This is a genomic window from Paraburkholderia sp. SIMBA_027 (assembly GCF_046535315.1).
Taxonomy (GTDB): Bacteria; Pseudomonadota; Gammaproteobacteria; order Burkholderiales; family Burkholderiaceae; genus Paraburkholderia; species Paraburkholderia tropica.
In genome coordinates, this window is the sequence record NZ_JAWRWY010000006.1 from 1 (window position 1) to 18,672 (window position 18,672).

Here is an 18,672-nt window from a genome sequence, read left to right on the forward strand (position 1 = left end):
GTGCGGTTCTGCTCGCTGGTGAGATCGGCGATGAAGGCCAGCACGGCCGACGACACCGCGCCCATGCCCTGGATCACCCGCCCGACAATAATCCACGTCATGTCGTGCGCGCCCGCGGCCACGAAGCTGCCGATCGCGAAGATCACGAGGCCGGCGGCGATCACCGGCTTGCGGCCGATGCGGTCGGAGATCCAGCCGTAGAAAATGTACAGGAGCGACTGCGTCACGCCGTACGCACCGAGGGCGATGCCGACAAGCAGCAGGTTGTCGCCGCCGGGAATGGTTTTCGCGTAGACCGAAAACACCGGCATGATCATGAAGAGGCCCAGCATGCGCAGCGCGAAGATCGCGGCAAGCGACACGGTCGCGCGCAGCTCGGGCGCACTCATGCGTGAAGAGGTAGCGGGTGAGTTGGAGGACATCGGAGCGTATTGTGATTGGCCGCCGCTGCCCGCCGGCGATGCGCGCGCCGCGTGGAACTCAGTGGGCGCTGATTGCGCACTTACCGTGGCCCCGGAGCGCGGAGCCCGGGTCGCCTTGCAAGAGCTGTCGGTTAGCTTGCAGAGTCTTCGCGCGGACGCTTCAAGGTCCTTTCAAAGACCGTTGGCAAGCCGTAACGGCGGTCTGGAAAAGTCGTTATAGTAGCAGGTTTAGCCTCCCTCTCTCCCGCAGGTTCATGGAACAGATCCGTATCCGTGGGGCCCGAACCCACAACCTGAAGAACGTCAATCTGGACCTGCCGCGCCACAAGCTCGTGGTGATCACCGGGCTATCCGGTTCCGGCAAGTCCTCGCTGGCCTTCGACACGCTCTACGCAGAAGGCCAGCGCCGCTACGTGGAAAGCCTGTCGGCGTACGCCCGTCAGTTCCTTCAGTTGATGGAGAAGCCCGACGTCGATCTGATCGAGGGTCTGTCGCCGGCGATTTCGATCGAGCAGAAAGCCACGTCGCACAATCCGCGCTCGACGGTCGGCACGGTCACCGAAATCCACGACTACCTGCGACTTCTTTACGCACGTGTCGGCACGCCGTACTGCCCCGACCACGAGATTCCGCTGGAGGCGCAAAGCGTCTCGCAGATGGTCGACGCCGCGCTCGCGCTGCCCGAGGAGACCCGGCTGATGATCCTCGCGCCCGTGATCGTGGACCGCAAGGGCGAGCACGCCGAACTCTTCGACGACATGCAGGCCCAGGGTTTCGTGCGCTTTCGCGTGCGCTCGGGCGGCGGCACGGCCAACGAGGGCGAGGCGAAGATCTACGAAGTGGAGTCGCTGCCCAAGCTCAAGAAGAGCGAGCGCCACACCATCGACGTGGTGGTGGACCGCCTCAAGGTGCGCCCCGACATGAAGCAGCGCCTCGCGGAGTCGTTCGAAACGGCGCTGCGTCTCGCCGACGGCCGCGCCATCGCGCTCGAAATGGACACGAACAAGGAGCATCTCTACAGCTCGAAGTTCGCCTGCCCGATCTGCTCGTACTCGCTGCCGGAGCTGGAGCCGCGCCTCTTCTCGTTCAACAACCCGATGGGCGCGTGCCCGGAGTGCGACGGCCTCGGCCAGATCACCTTCTTCGACCCGAAGCGCGTGGTCGCGCATCCGTCGCTGTCGCTCGCGGCGGGCGCCGTGAAGGGCTGGGACCGGCGCAACCAGTTCTACTTCCAGATGCTGCAGAGTCTCGCGGCGTACTACGACTTCGACATCGACACCGCCTTCGAGGATCTGCCGGAGAAAGTGCGCAAGATCCTGCTGTACGGCTCGGGCAAGCAGGAAATCCCGTTCTCGTACATCAACGAGCGCGGCCGCACGTCCGTGCGCGAGCACGTGTTCGAAGGCATCATCCCGAACCTCGAGCGCCGCTACCGCGAAACCGATTCGGCCGCGGTGCGCGAGGAACTCGCCAAGTACCAGAACAATCAGGCCTGCCCGCACTGCGAAGGCACGCGTCTGCGCCGCGAAGCGCGCTTCGTGCGCATCGGCGCGGGCGAGGACGCGCGCGCCATCTATGAAGTGAGCGGCTGGCCGCTGCGCGACACGCTCGGCTACTTCCAGACGCTGCGCCTCGAAGGCGCGAAAGGCGAGATCGCCGACAAGGTGGTCAAGGAAATCGTCGCGCGGCTGATGTTCCTGAATAACGTCGGGCTCGATTACCTCTCGCTCGAACGCAGCGCCGAAACGCTCTCGGGCGGCGAAGCGCAGCGCATCCGCCTCGCCTCGCAGATCGGCTCGGGCCTCACGGGCGTGATGTACGTGCTCGACGAACCGTCGATCGGCCTGCACCAGCGCGACAACGACCGCCTCATTTCCACGCTCAAGCATCTGCGCGATCTCGGCAATTCGGTGATCGTCGTGGAGCACGACGAGGACATGATCCGCATGGCCGATTACGTCGTCGACATGGGGCCGGGCGCGGGCGTGCACGGCGGCATGGTGATCGCCGAAGGCACGCCCAAACAGGTGGAGCGCGATCCGGCCTCGATGACGGGCCAGTATCTCTCGGGCGCGCGCCGCATCGACTATCCGGACGAGCGCCAGGATCCCGACGAGCGCCGCCTGCGCATCGTCGAGGCGTACGGCAACAACCTCAAGCACGTGACGCTCGATCTGCCGGTCGGCCTGCTGACCTGCGTGACGGGCGTGTCCGGCTCGGGCAAGTCCACGCTCATCAACGACACGCTGTATCACGCGGTGTCGCAGCATCTGTACGGTTCGTCGGCCGAGCCGGCGCCGTTCGAGGCGATCGAAGGGCTCGAACATTTCGACAAGGTCATCAACGTCGATCAATCGCCGATCGGCCGCACGCCGCGTTCGAATCCGGCCACCTACACGGGCCTCTTCACGCCCATCCGCGAACTGTTCGCGGGCGTGCCGGCGGCCAAGGAGCGCGGCTACGAGTCGGGCCGCTTCTCGTTCAACGTGAAGGGTGGGCGCTGCGAAAGCTGCCAGGGCGACGGCGTGCTGAAGGTCGAAATGCACTTCCTGCCCGACGTCTACGTGCCCTGCGACGTCTGTCACGGCAAGCGCTACAACCGCGAAACGCTCGAAATCCAATACAAGGGCCGGAACATCAGCGAAGTGCTCGACATGACGGTGGAAACCGCCTACGAGTTCTTCAAGGCGGTGCCGGTCGTGGCGCGCAAGCTCAAGACGCTGCTGGACGTGGGTCTGGGCTACATCCGCCTCGGCCAGTCGGCCACCACGCTCTCGGGCGGCGAGGCGCAGCGCGTGAAGCTTTCGCTGGAACTTTCCAAGCGGGATACGGGCCGGACGCTGTATATACTCGACGAGCCGACCACCGGCCTGCACTTCCACGACATCGCCCTGCTGCTCGAAGTGATCCACCGGCTTCGCGATCAGGGCAATACCGTGGTGATCATCGAGCATAATCTCGATGTGATCAAAACCGCCGACTGGGTCGTCGACATGGGTCCGGAAGGCGGCGCGGGCGGCGGCATGATCGTGGCGCAGGGGACGCCCGAGCAGGTCGCGAAGTCGAAGGCGAGCTTCACGGGCCGCTATCTCGCGCCGCTGCTCAAGCGCGGGGCCAGCAAGGCGGTCGCGCTCGACGAGGCATCGGGACAATAAGCGTTCACCCGCAGCGATCACAGACGCGCGAGCACCAAAAAGCGGCCGCCCACGAGCGGCCGATAACAAGCACCAGTAAGCAGTCACGATTGCTGCGGTAACAACGGGTTGGGAGCGCGTGCGCTCCCGAGGTCTGGAGACGGAAAAGAACCAACATGGGCAAGCGCAACGAAGCGACCGACGCGACCGGCTCGTCCGGCGAGAAGCAGCAGCAGGTGCGCGATCTGCGCCCTCGGCCGGTCAGGCTCACGAGCGACATGAGCCTGCCGAAACTCTCGGCCGTGGAGATCGGCAGCTATGTGGCCGCGCTTCTCGGCATGTTCGCGGTGCTGCATCTGAATCTGCTCGGGGCGCTGCTGGCCGGCATGCTCGTCTATCAGCTCGTCCATACGATTTCGCCGCTCATCGAGCGCCGCATGTCGAGCAGCCGCGCGCGCTGGCTGTCGGTCGTGCTGGTGTCCATCGTGATCGTGGGCGTGCTCACGGGGCTCACGGTTGGCGTGATCGAACAGTTCGAAAACGACGTGCCGAGCGTGCAGAAAGTCATGGCGCAGATGATGACTTTCGTCGACCAGGCGCGCAGCCGCATTCCCGAATCCATCGCGGCCTATCTGCCCGTGGACGTCGCGCAGATGAAGCTCAAAGCGCTCGCGCTGATGCACGAGCACGCCACGCAGCTCGGCCAGGGCGGCAAGAACGCGGCGCGCATTCTGGGGCATATCGTGATCGGTATGATCATCGGCGCGATCATTGCGATCGGCGCGCAGAAGAACGCCACGCGGCTGCCGCTTTCGACGGCGTTCGTCGCGCGCGTCTCGCGTTTCGCCGACGCGTTCCGCCGCATCGTGTTCGCGCAGGTGAAGATTTCGGCCATCAACACGGTGTTCACGGGCCTGTTCCTGCTGCTCGTGCTGCCGGTTTTCCATGCGCCGCTGCCGCTCGCGAAGATGCTCGTGGTGGTGACGTTCGTGGTGGGCCTGCTGCCGGTGATCGGCAATCTGATTTCGAACACGCTGATCGTGGCCATCGCGCTCACCGTGAGCCTGCCCGCGGCGGTCACGGCGCTGGTGTTCCTGATCGTGATCCACAAGCTCGAATACTTCCTGAACGCGCGCATCGTGGGCGGCCAGATCGAGGCGCGCACGTGGGAACTGCTCGTGGCGATGCTCGTGATGGAAGCCGCGTTCGGCATTCAGGGCGTGATCGCCGCGCCGATTTTCTACGCGTATATCAAGCGCGAGCTGATTTATCTGCGGCTGGTTTGAGGCGCGGGGTTTGAGGCGCGGGCTTACCGCGCAGCATAAAAAATGGCCCCTTCCGGGGCCATTTTCACATCATCGCCGAAGCGATCGCACGCTCAAAACGCGCTTAACGGAACACCACCGTCTTATGCCCGTTCAGCAGAATGCGGTGCTCCACATGCCACTTCACCGCGCGCGCGAGCGTCACGCATTCGACGTCGCGGCCGATCGCCGTGAGTTGCTCCGGCGTCATGTTGTGGTCCACGCGCTCGACTTCCTGCTCGATGATCGGGCCTTCGTCGAGATCGGACGTCACATAGTGCGCCGTCGCGCCGATCAGCTTCACGCCGCGGTCGAACGCCTGGTAGTACGGCTTCGCGCCCTTGAAGCTCGGCAGGAACGAATGGTGGATGTTGATCGCGCGGCCCTTGAGCGCCTCGCACAGCTCCGGCGAAAGGATCTGCATGTAGCGCGCGAGCACCACGAGATCCGCGCCTTCGCGGTTCACCACTTCGAGCACGCGCGCTTCCTGCGCGGCCTTGTCGGCTGCCGTGCCGCCGAGCAGCGGGAAGTGATGGAACGGAATGTTGTAGCTCGCCGCCAGCTGGTAGAAGTCCTTGTGGTTCGAGATGATCGCGGGGATCTCGATCGGCAGCTGGCCGGTGCGATAGCGGAACAGCAGGTCGTTCAGGCAGTGACCGATCTTCGACACCATCAGCACGACGCGCGGCTTCACGTTCGCGTCATGCAGCTCCCAGCGCATGCCGAACTCGTCCGCCAGCGGCGCGAACGCGTCGCGCAGGCCGTCGAGGCCAGGGTCGCCGCCCACCTGCTGGAAATGCACGCGCATGAAGAACTCGCCCGTGTGGCTGTCGCCGAACTGGGCCGAGTCGAGAATGTTGCTGCCGCGCTCGAACAGAAAACCCGACACGGCATGCACGATGCCCGGACGGTCGGCGCAGGACAGTTTGAGAATAAAGCTGTGATCGGTCGACATGACCTTGGTGACTCCCATCGATTCCTGGTGTTTCAAAAGGGCTTCAGTTGCTGAAAAAACCCACGCCCTTTCACAGCGTCGGTGGCTCGAAGATCGCGGCGATACCCTCGCACGCGTCCTCGTCAATCCATTGGCGGCGCAGCAGCAGATCGAGCGTCGCGAGACTCGCGTCCACCGTCATCTGACCTTCCTCGATCCAGCGCGCGGTTTCGTCGATGCGCGCAAGACGATGCTCGCCGACCTCGCCGTCCTGATTGTGCGGCACGAAATCTTCGGGCAGCGCGAGATCGTAGACGAAGATCTGCTCGGCCTGGGTGCCTTCGGGCAGCGACTGCAACACGTGCACGGTGCGCCCCGGCGTGGCGCACGCGGCCAGTTCGGCGGCGATGCCCGCCTCTTCCCAGCACTCTTTCTGCAGCGTGGCCTCGACGCCGAGACCCCAGCCGATGCCGCCCGCGACCACGTTGTCGAGCATGCCCGGATCGGTCGCCTTGGTGTCGCTGCGGCGCGCGATCCAGAGCTGCGGCGCCGCGGAACCCGCATATTCTACGACGCCGTTCAGATGCACCGCGTACGTCATCGTGCCGAAGAAGCGCGAGGCCGCGCGCTCGATGTAGGCGAGCGGCGGCGCGTCGAAGGCGTTGCGGATCGCATAGGTTTCGTCGCGCCAGCCCGGAATGCGGCCTTCGGCGGCGAGTGCGCCGATCACCGCGCCCAGCGCCGCGCTGCGCGCCGTCACGCTGTCGAATTCGGCGGCGAGCGTCACGCGCGCGGTGTCGGCGTCGCCGTCGATCTCGAAGACGTCGGGCCAGCGCGCGAGCAGCGCGACATCGGCCGCGCGAATCCAGCCCACGCGCTCGTCGCCGAAATGAAACGGCAGATGCGCGTTCACATCGAAGCGGCGCGCGTCGGTAATGCAGGGCAAGGTCATCTCGGGGGCTCCGGGCGTCGGTGTCGATGTGCGGCGTCGATATGAAGCGGTGCGCGTCAGTCGCGCAGCACGATGCGCATGCCGATGGCGATGAAGGTCAGGCCGGCCAGGCGGTCGAGCCACACGCCCGCGCGCGGCCGACGCTTGAGCCAGCTGCCGAGCGCCCCCGCGCACACGCCGAACACCGAGAACACGACCACGGTCTGCGCCATGAACAGCACGCCGAGTTCGAGCATCTGCAGCGTCACGCTCTGCGCGCCGTGCACGTCGACGAACTGCGGCAGGAACACCACGAAGAACAGCGTGACCTTCGGGTTCATGATGTTGCCGATCACGCTCTGGCGGAAGATCGTCGCGAGCGGCTGGCGCGGACGGTCGCCCGCCGCCGCCAGTCCCTGGCTGCGCAGCGCCTTGATGCCGATCCAGATCAGATACGCGGCGCCCGCGAGCTTGAGGATCTGGAACGCGAGCGGCGACGAACGCAACAGCGCGGCAATGCCGAGCGCGGCGAGCGTCGTGTGGAACGTCACGCCCGCCGCGAAGCCGAGCGCGGACACGAAGCCGGCCATGCGCCCCTGCGAGATGCCGCGTGCGAGCACTTGCAGGTTGTCGGGGCCGGGCGCGAAGGTGATCGCGATCGAGGTCGCGAGGAATAGCGCGAAGTTGGGCATGAGCGTGTCGGCGAGGTTGTCGGCGGTCTTGAGCGGTCAGTGGCCGCCGAAGGACGTCACGGTGAAAAGCGGCAGGCCCGATTCGGTCAGCAGCTTCGAGCCGCCGAGGTCCGGGAGATCGATGATCGCCGCGCCCTCCACCACCGTCGCGCCGAGACGCTCGAGCAGCATCTTGCCCGCGAGCATGGTGCCGCCCGTGGCGATCAGATCGTCGACGATCACCACGCGGTCGCCCGGCTTGCAGGCGTCTTCGTGCACTTCGACGGTCGACTCGCCGTATTCGAGCTTGTAGGTTTGCGACACGGTCTTGTACGGCAGCTTGCCAATCTTGCGCACCGGAATGAAGCCCACATTCAGTTCATACGCGACGATCGGGCCGATGATGAAGCCGCGCGCGTCGAGGCCCGCCACGTAGTCGAGCTTCGCGTCTACGTAACGCTCCACGAACAGGTCGATCAGCACGCGCAGGCCCTTCGGATGGCCGATCAGCGGCGTGATATCGCGGAATTGCACTCCCGGCTGAGGCCAGTCGGGCACCGTGCGGATCAGACTGTTGACGAACTGCGCGGCTTCGGTGCTCGCGTTCGAGTTCGCAGGTGCGTTGGACATGATTTCTCCGGGCAGTAGCAAGAATAAAGAGCAGGTAATTCGGATAAACAAGCGGATAAACAATTAAAACGGGGCGCGACCCCGTGCGATGTCTCCGCGATCGGCGAGGCCGCGCGGTGCGACTCGCCGACTGGCGGCGAAGTTTCGCGGTTTTCGTGTCGAGCCCCGACGAGCCCAGATGAGCCGAGACGAGCCGAATCAGGCCGCCGCCGCGCCCGCGCCGGCGGCGCCCGGCTTGCGGTGCCGCGAGAGCCGTTCCTCGGCCTGGGCCAACTGCTCGGGCAGACCGCGCAGCACGACGATGTCGGCTTCGCGCAGCTTCGTCGAGGGATCGGGCTCCACGCCGCGAATGCCGTGTCGGCGGATCGCGGTCACTTCCACGCCGAGGTCGAACAGGCCCAGATCGGCGAGCGTGCGGCCCACGGCATCGGCGCGCGCGTCGACCGGTACGGATTGTAGCCGCACCTGCTCGTGACCGTCCTCGCCCGCGTCGTCGGTGCCGTGGAAGTAGCCGCGCAGCAGGCTGTAGCGCGCGTCGCGCAGTTCTTCCACGCGGCGCACGACGCGCCGCATCGGCACGCCCATCAGCACCAGCATGTGCGAGGCCAGCATCAGGCTGCCTTCGACGATCTCCGGAATCACCTCGGTCGCGCCCGCCGCGAGCAGGCGTTCGAGATCGGCGTCGTCGACCGTGCGCACGATGGTGGGCAGCGTCGGCTCCAGTTCGTGGATGTGATGCAGCACGCGAAACGCCGACTGCGTGTTCGCATAGGTCACGGCCACCGCCGCCGCGCGATGGATGCCCGCCGCGACCAGCGACTCGCGCCGCGCCGCATCGCCAAACACCACCGACTCGCCCGCCGCCGCCGCGGCCGCCACGCGGTCCGGATCGAGGTCGAGCGCGACGTACGAAAGGCCTTCGTTTTCCAGCATGCGCGCCAGATTCTGCCCGGCGCGGCCGTAACCGCAGATGATCACGTGACCGCTCTGCTTGAGGCTTTGCGTGGCGATGCGGGTCATCATCAGCGACTGCTGCATCCATTCCGTCGACGACAGCCGCAGCACGATGCGATCGGCGTTCTGGATCAGGAACGGCGCGGCGAGCATCGACAGCAGCATCGCCGCGAGGATCGCCTGGAGCAGCGTGGGATCGACGAGATGCTTGTCCAGAATGAGGTTGAGCAGCACGAAGCCGAATTCGCCCGCCTGCGCGAGACCGAGGCCCGTGCGCATCGCCACGCCCGGCGACGCGCCGAACAGACGCGTGAGCGCCGTGATCATCACCGCCTTGAGCACGAGCGGCGCGATCAGGAACGCGCCCACCATCAACGGATGCTGGATGATCACGTGCGGGTTCAGCAGCATGCCCGTGGTGATGAAGAAGAGGCCGAGCAGCACGTCGCGAAACGGCTTGATGTCCTCTTCCACCTGATGTTTGTACGGCGTTTCGGCGATCAGCATGCCCGCGATGAACGCGCCGAGCGCGAGCGAGAGGCCGAATTTGTCGGTGACGAACGCCGCGCCCAGCGTGACGAGCAGCACGTTCAGCACGAACAGCTCCTGCGAACGCCGCCGTGCCACCACGTTGAACCAGCGCGTCATGAACTTCTGGCCGACGAACAGCAGAATGCCGAGCGCCAGCACGATCTTGATCGCCGCCATGCCGAGCGACTCGATCAGCGACTTCGACGAGCCGCCGAACGCCGCGATCACGATCAGCAGCGGCACCACGGCCAGATCCTGGAACAGCAGCACGCCGAGAATGTTGCGGCCATGCTCCGACTCGATCTCCAGCCGCTCCGCCAGCATCTTGCTGACGATGGCCGTCGACGACATGGCGAGCGCGCCGCCCAGCGCCACGCAGGCCTGCCACGTGATGTGCACCCACGGGTCGAGCGCGAGCCCGACCAGCAGCGCGACCACGATCGTGCCGAGCACCTGCGAGAGCCCGAGCCCGAACACGGCGCGCCGCATCGCGCGCAGCTTGGTCAGCGAAAACTCCAGCCCGATCGAGAACATCAGGAACACGACGCCGAATTCGGCCAGATTCTGCGCGCCCTCCGTGTTCGGCACGATGCCGAACGCGCGCGGGCCGACCAGAATGCCGACCGAGAGGTAGCCGAGCATCGGCGGCAGGTTCAGGTAACGGAACAGCACGACGCCGACCACCGAGGCGAGCAGCAGGAACAACGTCATTTCCAGCGGTGAAATCATCGTGCGAAGCGTCCTCGTTCTGAAGTCATTCTCGGGCGTGGCCGGCGATGCAAATTTTCGCCCGCGCCGGTCGGGTCCATGATCGGCGCAAACGATGCGAATTGGGAAGTGCTGCGAGAGACGGCCGGGAGAAGCCGTGGCGGCAGGCGCGTGGTCTGGGCGCGCCCGGCGCGCGGGCCGTCGCGCGCTGGGGTGCAGGCGCGGCGCGCATACGCCTTTGCTATACTCCCCGGATGATAGCGAAAATCAATGGCGACCGGGCGCTGAAGCTCGCTCGCGACGTGCTCGACATCGAAGCTGACGCCGTGCGCGGGCTTCGCGACCGGCTCGACGACAACTTCGTCGGCGCGGTCGATCTCATCCTCTCCTGCCGCGGCCGCGTGGTCGTTTCCGGCATCGGCAAATCGGGCCATATTGCGCGCAAGCTCGCGGCCACGCTGGCCTCCACGGGCACGCCGGCCTTCTTCGTGCATCCCGCCGAAGCGAGCCACGGCGACCTCGGCATGGTCACCGCCGACGACGTCTTCATCGGTCTGTCGAATTCCGGCGAATCCGAGGAACTCGTGGCGATCCTGCCGCTCGTGAAGCGCATCGGCGCCAAGCTGATCGGCATCACCGGCAATCGTCCGAAGTCCACGCTCGGCCAGCTCTCGGACGTCCATCTGGACGCCGGCGTCGAAAAGGAAGCCTGTCCGCTGAACCTCGCGCCCACCGCCAGCACCACGGCGGCGCTCGCGCTCTCCGACGCACTCGCGGTCGCCGTGCTCGACGCACGCGGCTTCGGCGCCGACGACTTCGCGCGCTCGCACCCGGGCGGCGCGCTCGGCCGCCGCCTGCTGACCTACGTGCGCGATGTGATGCGCACCGGCGACGAAGTGCCGACGGTGCCCGACACGGCCACGGTCCGCGACGCGCTGTTCCAGCTCACCGCCAAGCGCATGGGCATGACGGCGATCGTCGACCCGCAGAACCGCGTGAGCGGCATCTTCACCGACGGCGATCTGCGCCGCGTGCTAGAACGTGTGGGCGACTTCCGCGATCTGCCGATCACCCAGGTCATGACGAAGGGCCCGCGCACCATCGGCCCCGACCAGCTGGCCGTGGAAGCCGTGGAACTGATGGAGCGCCATCGCATCAATCAGATGCTGGTGGTCGGCGCCGAAGGCGAGCTCATCGGCGCACTCAATATGCACGACCTTTTCTCCAAGAAGGTGATCTGATGGCGGTACCCGAACTCGATGCGACTGCGCGTGCCGCGCGCGTGCGTCTGATGATTTTCGACGTCGACGGTGTGCTCACCGACGGCAGCCTGCTCTTTACCGGCGCGGGCGACACCATGAAGGGCTTCAACTCGCTCGACGGCCACGGCGCCAAGCTGCTGCGCGAAGCCGGCATCGACACGGCCATCATCACCGGGCGCAAGTCCGAGATCGTCGCCGTGCGCGCGAAGGAACTGCGCATTACGCATCTGTATCAGGGCGTGGAAGACAAGCGCGTCGCGTTCAAGCAACTGCTCGCCGAAACCGGCCTCGCGCCCGAGCAGTGCGGCTACATGGGCGACGACTGGCCCGATCTCGCGGTCATGCTGCAGGTGGGCTTCTGCGCCGCGCCGGCCAACGCGCACACCGACGTGCTCGCGCGCGCCCACTGGGTCACCGACAAGACCGGCGGCCACGGCGCCGTGCGTGAAGTCACCGACCTGATCCTGCGCGCGCAAGGCCATTACGACGCCCTGCTCGCGGCCGCCTGCTCGGCGCACTCCGAAGCGGGCACGGAGCCGCGATGAACCAGAAGTTCCGGCTCACGTCGCTGATCCCGATCGTCTGCGTGGCGTTTCTCGCAGGCTTCACCTGGTGGCTTTTCCAGGCGGTCAAGCCGCACGAGAACGAGGCCGCGCCGCGTCCGCTCACGCACACGCCGGATTACTTCGCCGACCAGCTTTCGGTGTCCGAGCTCGACCAGTCGGGCGCGACGCAGTATCGCCTCACGGCCACGCACATGGTTCATTACGAGGACAACGCCTACAGCGACCTCACGATGCCGGCGGTGCGCGCGTTCCAGCCCGGCAAGCCGGTGGTCACGGCCACGGGCCTGCGCGGCACGGTCAACGGCGACGCCTCGATCGTCGATCTGTACGACGAGGCGCGCATTCTCCGCGCGGCGGGCGTCGGCGATCCCGAGATGCAGGCGGATTCCGAACATTTCCGCGTGCTCGTGAACGACGATGTGATCCTGACCGAAAAGCCGGTTAAACTTCGTCGCGGCCTGTCGGTCATGACGGCCACCAACGGCATGAACTACAACAATGTCACCCGGGTCATCCAGCTCTTCGGCAACGTCCGTGGCGCGATCGCCCCGGCTGACTCCGGCGGCGCGTCCTGATCCCCGGGCCGTCCACGCAAGGCACGATTGCATGAACGATTCGCTTCCCCCTTCCTTGTCCGGCAGCCTGCGCAGCGCGCGCTGGCGCCGTGCCGCGCTCGCGGCGCTGACCGCGCTGGCCGCGGCGCTGCCGTTCGCCGGTTTCGCCCCCGCCGCCCATGCCGAGCGCGCCGACAAGGACAAGCCGCTCAACATCGAAGCGGACAACATGACGTATGACGACCTCAAGCAGCAGACCATCTTCACGGGTCACGTGGTCGCCACCAAGGGCACGATCCTGATCAAGTCCGACAAGCTCGTCGTCACCCAGGATCCGCAGGGCTATCAGTACGCCACCGGCACGGTCGCGCCGGGCACGCCCGACGCCAACCTCGCGTACTTCCGCCAGAAGCGCGAAGGCATCGACGAATACGTCGAAGGCACGGCGGAGCGTATCGACTACGACGGCAAGCAGGACCTGACCACGCTCACCACGCGCGCGACGGTGCGCCGTCTGCAAGGTCTGTCCACGGTGATGGATCAGGTCCACGGCAGCGTCATCACGTACGACGGCCAGAACGACTTCTACACGGCGAAGTCGGGTTCCGACGTCGCGGGCCCGGGCAATCCGAAGGGCCGCGTGCGCGCCATGCTGGCGCCGCGCAACGGCGGCGCGCAGCCGCTCACCGGCGCCTCGGCCACGCTCGCGCCGGCCACGAAGATTCAGGGAGCGCCGCAACAGTGAACGCCGCCACCACCGACTCCCCCATCCATCAGCGTCCGTCCGCGGGCAAGACGAGCTCGCTCGTCGTGCGCAACCTCAAGAAGCGCTACGGCTCGCGCACGGTCGTGAAAGACGTGTCGCTCGACGTGAAGAGCGGCGAAGTGGTCGGCCTGCTCGGTCCGAACGGCGCGGGCAAGACCACGTCGTTCTACATGATCGTCGGCCTCGTGCCGCTCGACGCGGGCGAAATCGACCTCGACGGCCAGTCCATCAGTCTGCTGCCGATCCACAAGCGCGCGGCGCTGGGCCTCTCGTATTTGCCGCAGGAAGCCTCGGTGTTCCGCAAGCTCACCGTCGAGGAGAACATCCGCGCGGTGCTGGAGCTGCAACACGACGAGAACGGCAAGCGTCTGAGCAAGGACGTGATCACGCAGCGCGCCGAAGCGCTGCTCGACGAACTCCAGATCGCGCACCTGCGCGAGAATCCGGCGCTGTCGCTGTCGGGCGGCGAACGCCGCCGCGTGGAAATCGCGCGCGCGCTGGCGACCGATCCGAGCTTCATTCTGCTCGACGAACCGTTCGCGGGCGTCGACCCGATCGCCGTGCTCGAAATCCAGAAGATCGTGAAGTTCCTGAAGCAGCGCAACATCGGCGTGCTGATCACGGACCACAACGTGCGCGAGACGCTCGGCATCTGCGACCACGCGTACATCATCAGCGACGGCACCGTGCTCGCCTCCGGCGCGCCCGGTGACATCATCGAAAACGAAAGCGTTCGCCGCGTCTACCTCGGCGAACACTTCCGAATGTAATCTCCGCACCCGCGCGCCGCACGCGCGCGGGTGCTTCACCGCCGCGCTTCGTTCGCGCTCGATTCACGCAGCGTCCGCGCGGCGCGCCTGCCGGAGCGCCCGCACGCCGCTGCGGGCAAACGCCGCGCCGGCGCCTGCTTTCCCCTGAGTTTTTCCCGAGTTTTCCTGGATTTTCCGTCCGGACTTTCCGTGATGTTCCGTTGTGCTTGCCCGCGCAATCGCGAGCGACGCGCGCCCCGAGGCCGGGTGCGCGATGCACGCCGCACGCGTGCGCGAACCGCTGTTTGCGCACTAAATTCCGCCCGCGAGATGCCGTTGCACCAGTGCAGGGCACGCGCGTTTTCGCGGATGTCGTGTGGTATCGCGAGCGTGGCAAACTCTTTACAATGAATCGCACACCGCCATGAAAGCCAGCCTCCAACTCCGCCTCTCGCAGCATCTTGCGCTGACTCCGCAACTGCAACAGTCCATCCGGCTGCTGCAGCTGTCAACGCTCGAACTGCAGCAGGAAGTCGCCACCGCGATCTCGCAGAATCCGCTGCTCGAGAACGACGACGACTGGATCGCGAGCCCCTTGCGCGTGGCCGCCGACGGGTCGCTCATCGCCCAGCCGCCGGCTTCTTCCAACGCGGAACCGATGCAGGGCGCGAGCAACGGCTCGTCCTCCTCGTCGAGCGACAGCGATAGCAGCGACGGCGAACCGCGCGGCGTCGACGAATACGAAGGACTCGGCGGCGACGCCAACGGCGACTCAAGCCAATGGAACCTCGACGACTACGGCCGCTCGGGCAGCGCCTCCGACGACGACGACCTGCCGCCGCTGCAAATCCACGAATCCACCACCACGCTGCGCGACCATCTGATGGCGCAGCTGCGTGAAACGAACGCGAGCCCGCGCGACCGCGCGCTCATCACGTTCCTGATCGAATCGCTCGACGAAGACGGCTACCTGTCCGCCACGGGCGAGGAAATTCTTGCCGATATTCCCGAAGAACTCGAAGTCGACGCCGACGAACTCAACGCGGCGCTGGCACTGCTGCACAGCTTCGATCCCGCCGGCGTAGGCGCACGTTCCGCTTCGGAGTGTCTGAAGCTGCAATTGCTGCGCGTCACATCGTCGCCGGTGCGCACGCTTGCACTCGAGATCGTGTCGAATCATCTGGAACTGCTGGCCGCGCGCGACTTCACGCGCTTGCGCAAGCAACTGAAGACCGGCGACGACGAGCTGCGCGATGCCCATGCGCTGATCCGTTCGCTAGAGCCGTTCCCGGGTGCGGCGTACGGCAAGGCCGAAGCCGACTATGTGGTGCCGGACATCATCGTGAAGAAGGCGGGCCAGAACTGGCACGCCGAACTCAATCCGGACGTGGTGCCGAAGCTGCGCATCAACCACCTGTACGCGAATATTCTGCGCAATAACCGCGGCGATCCGGGCAGCGGCTCGCTGCGTCAACAGCTGCAGGAAGCGCGCTGGCTCATCAAGAATATCCAGCAGCGCTTCGAGACCATCCTGCGCGTGGCGCAGGCGATCGTCGAACGCCAGAAGAACTTTTTCGTGCACGGCGAAATCGCCATGCGCCCCTTGGTTTTGAGGGAGATTGCTGATACGCTGGGCCTACACGAATCAACTGTCTCGCGTGTGACAACCGGTAAATACATGCTGACTCCGTTCGGGACACTTGAATTTAAGTACTTCTTCGGATCGCATGTATCGACGGATACGGGGGGCGCCGCATCGTCCACCGCCATCCGCGCGCTCATCAAGCAACTCATAGGAGCCGAGAACACCAAATCCCCTCTTTCGGACAGCCGCATAGCCGAACTGCTGGCGGAACAGGGCTTCGTCGTCGCGCGACGCACCGTCGCGAAATATCGCGAAGCACTGAAGATTCCGGCGGTCAATCTGCGCAAGTCTCTTTAGGCTCATTCCGGCTTTTACGGAGTGGGCGTTTTCCGGCCGCAACGCCAGTTGGCGGACAGGGCCGGCCGAGCTAGCCCGTCGTAGCAGGCCTTTCGGGGAGCCGCACACAGGCAGTCAGTCGACCGGCACAGCCGCGCTTCACGCGTCACGCGGCCATCAGCCTGGAGAAGCACTATGAATCTGAAGATCAGTGGACACCATCTCGAAGTAACGCCAGCGTTGCGAGAATACGTGATCACCAAACTGGACAGGGTGCTAAGACATTTCGATCAGGTCATCGATGGCAATGTGGTCCTCTCGGTCGACAACCACAAGGAAAAGGACAAGAGACAGAAGGTGGAAGTGAACCTTCATCTGAAAGGCAAGGACATCTTCGTTGAGAGCTGCAATGGCGACATGTATGCCGCCATCGATCTCGTGGTCGACAAGCTCGATCGCCAGGTCGTGCGACACAAGGATCGCGTGCAAGGCCATGCTCACGAGGCGCTCAAGCATCAGCCCGCGGCGCCCATCGAGATTCCTCCGCAGTGACGCGCCTGGCGCGCGTGGGGTTTGAGAATTTGCGACGTTGATTCGACACTGATTCACTTCCCCCGGCCTTCGCGGCCAGCGCGCCGGAAGTCAATGCAGCACACGAACAAAGCCGCCCCACCCGGGCGGCTTTTTTCATGCGGCCATGACGAGAGCAGCAAGAGAGCAGTACGAGACGTGTCCGGCATCGAACGGTGTTCCCGGGTGCAACCATGCAACAATGGTTGCAATCATGCCCGGTGCATCGCACCATCGGCCACTATGCTTGCTCTATAATGGTCCAGTCACTTTCGGGGTAACACGTCTCACGGTCCCGGCTTCAGGCTGTTTTTACCGATTCAGCCATGCGCGAACTCCGCGCCGACTGCCGGGGTGAGGAGCATTCAGGCCACGTTTTCGCCTGCCAACATGAATCGTTTAGCCAAAATTCTTCCCATCGAGAACGTCGTCGTCGGCCTGTCCGTTACCAGCAAGAAACGCGTCTTCGAACAAGCTGGGCTGATTTTCGAAAACCAGAACGGCATTGCGCGCAGCACGGTGACCGACAATCTGTTCGCGCGCGAACGCCTCGGCTCCACCGGTCTCGGTGAAGGCGTGGCCATTCCGCACGGCCGCATCAAGGGCCTGAAGCAGCCGCTCGCCGCTTTCGTGCGCCTGGCGGAGCCCATTGCGTTCGAAGCGCCCGACGGCCAGCCCGTTTCGCTCCTCATCTTCCTGCTCGTGCCCGAACAGGCCACGCAGCAGCATCTTGAAATCCTCTCCGAGATCGCCCAACTGTTGTCGGATCGCGAAACGCGCGAGCGGCTGCACACGGAAGAAGATCGCGAGACGTTGCATCGCCTGCTCACCCAGTGGCAACCTTGAAGCGGCAGGGCGCGCCCTGCGCCGCCCGTTGAGGCGGCGAGCGTGCGCCACGGCGCGAATCTCGTGCAGGCAGCGAGCCAACAGTTTTAGAGCGCGCGGTTAGAGCGACCAGTTAAGCGAGTCTTCGCGGAGTCAGCGACTCATGGACACTTCCAGCATCAACGCCCAAAGCATCTTCGACGACAACGCCACCACGCTGAAACTCAGCTGGCTGACGGGGCACGAAGGCTGGGAACGCGGCTTTTCGGCCGAGACGGTGGCCACGGCCACGGCGAGCGCCGACCTCGTCGGCCACCTGAACCTGATCCACCCGAACCGCATCCAGGTGCTCGGCGACGCCGAAATCCACTACTACCAGCGCCAGACCGACGAAGACCGCTCGCGCCACATGGCCGAGCTGATCGCACTCGAACCGCCGTTTCTCGTCGTCGCCGACGGCATGACCGCGCCGCCCGAACTGGTGCTGCGCTGCACGCGCTCCTCCACGCCGCTGTTCACCACGCCGATGTCGGCGGCCACCGTCATCGACAGCCTGCGCCTCTACATGTCGCGCATCCTCGCGCCGCGCGCGACGCTGCACGGCGTGTTCCTCGACATTCTCGGCATGGGCGTGCTGCTCACCGGCGACTCGGGTCTCGGCAAGAGCGAACTGGGCCTGGAGCTGATCAGCCGCGGTCATGGCCTCGTGGCCGACGACGCCGTCGATTTCGTGCGCCTCGGCCCCGATTTCGTCGAAGGCCGCTGCCCGCCGCTGCTGCAAAACCTGCTCGAAGTGCGCGGCCTGGGCCTGCTCGACATCAAGACGATCTTCGGCGAAACGGCCGTGCGCCGGAAGATGAAGCTCAAGCTGATCGTCCAGCTCGTGCGACGCCCGGACGGCGAATTCCAGCGCCTGCCGCTGGAAAGCCAAACGGTCGACGTGCTCGGCCTGCCGATCAGCAAGGTGACGATTCAGGTGGCCGCGGGCCGCAACCTCGCCGTGCTGGTGGAGGCCGCCGTGCGCAACACGATCCTGCAACTGCGCGGCATCGACACGCTGCGCGACTTCATGGATCGCCAGCGTCTCGCCATGCAGGATCCGGACAGCCAGTTTCCCGGCAAGCTGATCTGATCCCGCGGGTCTGATCCTGCTTTGACGCGCGTTGCGGCACGCTGCCGCAATGCGCCCGCCGTCTTCGTCTCTCCTCGTCCTTCTCGTCCCACGCCGCGCTGCCTGGCG

Annotated in this window: 17 protein-coding genes; 11 read left to right on the forward strand and 6 right to left on the reverse strand. The window is 65.4% G+C overall.

What is annotated here, in order from left to right; all coding sequences use genetic code 11:
* A partial coding sequence (locus tag SB764_RS12605; RefSeq protein ID WP_410863705.1) for an MFS transporter occupies window positions 1-422 on the reverse strand: 422 nt, incomplete at its 3' end.
* Window positions 423-676: 254 nt separating this feature from the next.
* Between SB764_RS12605 and uvrA the strand changes: the two genes are divergently transcribed.
* The gene (gene uvrA, locus SB764_RS12610) at window positions 677-3,577 is read left to right on the forward strand and encodes an excinuclease ABC subunit UvrA (protein ID WP_065062232.1); all 2,901 of its coding nucleotides are present in this window, start codon (window positions 677-679) and stop codon (window positions 3,575-3,577) included.
* Window positions 3,578-3,732: 155 nt separating this feature from the next.
* A complete protein-coding gene (locus tag SB764_RS12615; RefSeq protein WP_065062230.1) occupies window positions 3,733-4,842 on the forward strand; it encodes an AI-2E family transporter in 1,110 nt (369 codons plus the stop codon).
* A gap of 103 nt (window positions 4,843-4,945) precedes the next feature.
* On the opposite strand, the gene purU is transcribed toward SB764_RS12615, so the two are convergent.
* The 5 genes from purU to SB764_RS12640 all read right to left on the reverse strand — a co-directional run bounded on the left by purU (window position 4,946) and on the right by SB764_RS12640 (window position 10,240).
* Complete coding sequence (gene purU, locus SB764_RS12620) at window positions 4,946-5,815, reverse strand: formyltetrahydrofolate deformylase (RefSeq protein ID WP_065062228.1); 870 nt, start codon at window positions 5,813-5,815, stop codon at window positions 4,946-4,948.
* A 70-nt stretch (window positions 5,816-5,885) separates the two neighbouring features.
* Complete coding sequence (locus tag SB764_RS12625) at window positions 5,886-6,746, reverse strand: NUDIX hydrolase (protein ID WP_065062226.1); 861 nt, start codon at window positions 6,744-6,746, stop codon at window positions 5,886-5,888.
* 56 nt (window positions 6,747-6,802) lie between these two features.
* Window positions 6,803-7,417, reverse strand: a complete 615-nt coding sequence (locus SB764_RS12630) for a LysE family translocator (RefSeq protein WP_410863708.1) — start codon at window positions 7,415-7,417, stop codon at window positions 6,803-6,805.
* A 36-nt stretch (window positions 7,418-7,453) separates the two neighbouring features.
* Window positions 7,454-8,026, reverse strand: coding sequence for an adenine phosphoribosyltransferase (locus SB764_RS12635; protein ID WP_110325389.1), 573 nt, complete (start codon window positions 8,024-8,026; stop codon window positions 7,454-7,456).
* 198 nt (window positions 8,027-8,224) lie between these two features.
* Window positions 8,225-10,240, reverse strand: a complete 2,016-nt coding sequence (locus SB764_RS12640) for a monovalent cation:proton antiporter family protein (RefSeq protein WP_110325387.1) — start codon at window positions 10,238-10,240, stop codon at window positions 8,225-8,227.
* Window positions 10,241-10,473: 233 nt separating this feature from the next.
* Here SB764_RS12640 and kdsD point away from each other — a divergent pair, with 233 nt between their 5' ends.
* The 9 genes from kdsD (at window position 10,474) to hprK (ending at window position 18,564) form a co-directional block, all read left to right on the forward strand.
* On the forward strand, window positions 10,474-11,460 hold the full coding sequence (kdsD, locus tag SB764_RS12645; protein WP_065062218.1) for an arabinose 5-phosphate isomerase KdsD: 987 nt from the start codon (window positions 10,474-10,476) through the stop codon (window positions 11,458-11,460).
* Complete coding sequence (locus SB764_RS12650; RefSeq protein ID WP_410863711.1) at window positions 11,460-12,026, forward strand: KdsC family phosphatase; 567 nt, start codon at window positions 11,460-11,462, stop codon at window positions 12,024-12,026. Before kdsD ends, SB764_RS12650 begins: the two co-directional genes overlap by 1 nt.
* Complete coding sequence (gene lptC / locus SB764_RS12655; RefSeq protein ID WP_065062214.1) at window positions 12,023-12,622, forward strand: LPS export ABC transporter periplasmic protein LptC; 600 nt, start codon at window positions 12,023-12,025, stop codon at window positions 12,620-12,622. Before SB764_RS12650 ends, lptC begins: the two co-directional genes overlap by 4 nt.
* Window positions 12,623-12,653: 31 nt before the next feature.
* The gene (lptA, locus tag SB764_RS12660; protein ID WP_074981486.1) at window positions 12,654-13,346 is read left to right on the forward strand and encodes a lipopolysaccharide transport periplasmic protein LptA; all 693 of its coding nucleotides are present in this window, start codon (window positions 12,654-12,656) and stop codon (window positions 13,344-13,346) included.
* A 23-nt stretch (window positions 13,347-13,369) separates the two neighbouring features.
* A complete protein-coding gene (gene lptB, locus SB764_RS12665) occupies window positions 13,370-14,137 on the forward strand; it encodes an LPS export ABC transporter ATP-binding protein (RefSeq protein WP_110325612.1) in 768 nt (255 codons plus the stop codon).
* A 403-nt stretch (window positions 14,138-14,540) separates the two neighbouring features.
* Window positions 14,541-16,058: an RNA polymerase factor sigma-54 gene (locus SB764_RS12670; protein WP_065062208.1), complete on the forward strand. Its 1,518-nt coding sequence runs from the start codon at window positions 14,541-14,543 to the stop codon at window positions 16,056-16,058.
* 174 nt (window positions 16,059-16,232) lie between these two features.
* The gene (gene hpf / locus SB764_RS12675; protein ID WP_065062206.1) at window positions 16,233-16,589 is read left to right on the forward strand and encodes a ribosome hibernation-promoting factor, HPF/YfiA family; all 357 of its coding nucleotides are present in this window, start codon (window positions 16,233-16,235) and stop codon (window positions 16,587-16,589) included.
* 408 nt (window positions 16,590-16,997) lie between these two features.
* Window positions 16,998-17,453 carry a PTS IIA-like nitrogen regulatory protein PtsN gene (ptsN, locus tag SB764_RS12680; RefSeq protein WP_027815677.1) on the forward strand — a complete coding sequence of 152 codons (456 nt, stop codon included), beginning with the start codon at window positions 16,998-17,000 and terminating at the stop codon, window positions 17,451-17,453.
* Window positions 17,454-17,595: 142 nt separating this feature from the next.
* A complete protein-coding gene (gene hprK, locus SB764_RS12685; protein WP_027795920.1) occupies window positions 17,596-18,564 on the forward strand; it encodes an HPr(Ser) kinase/phosphatase in 969 nt (322 codons plus the stop codon).
* The last annotated feature ends 108 nt before the right edge of the window (window positions 18,565-18,672 follow it).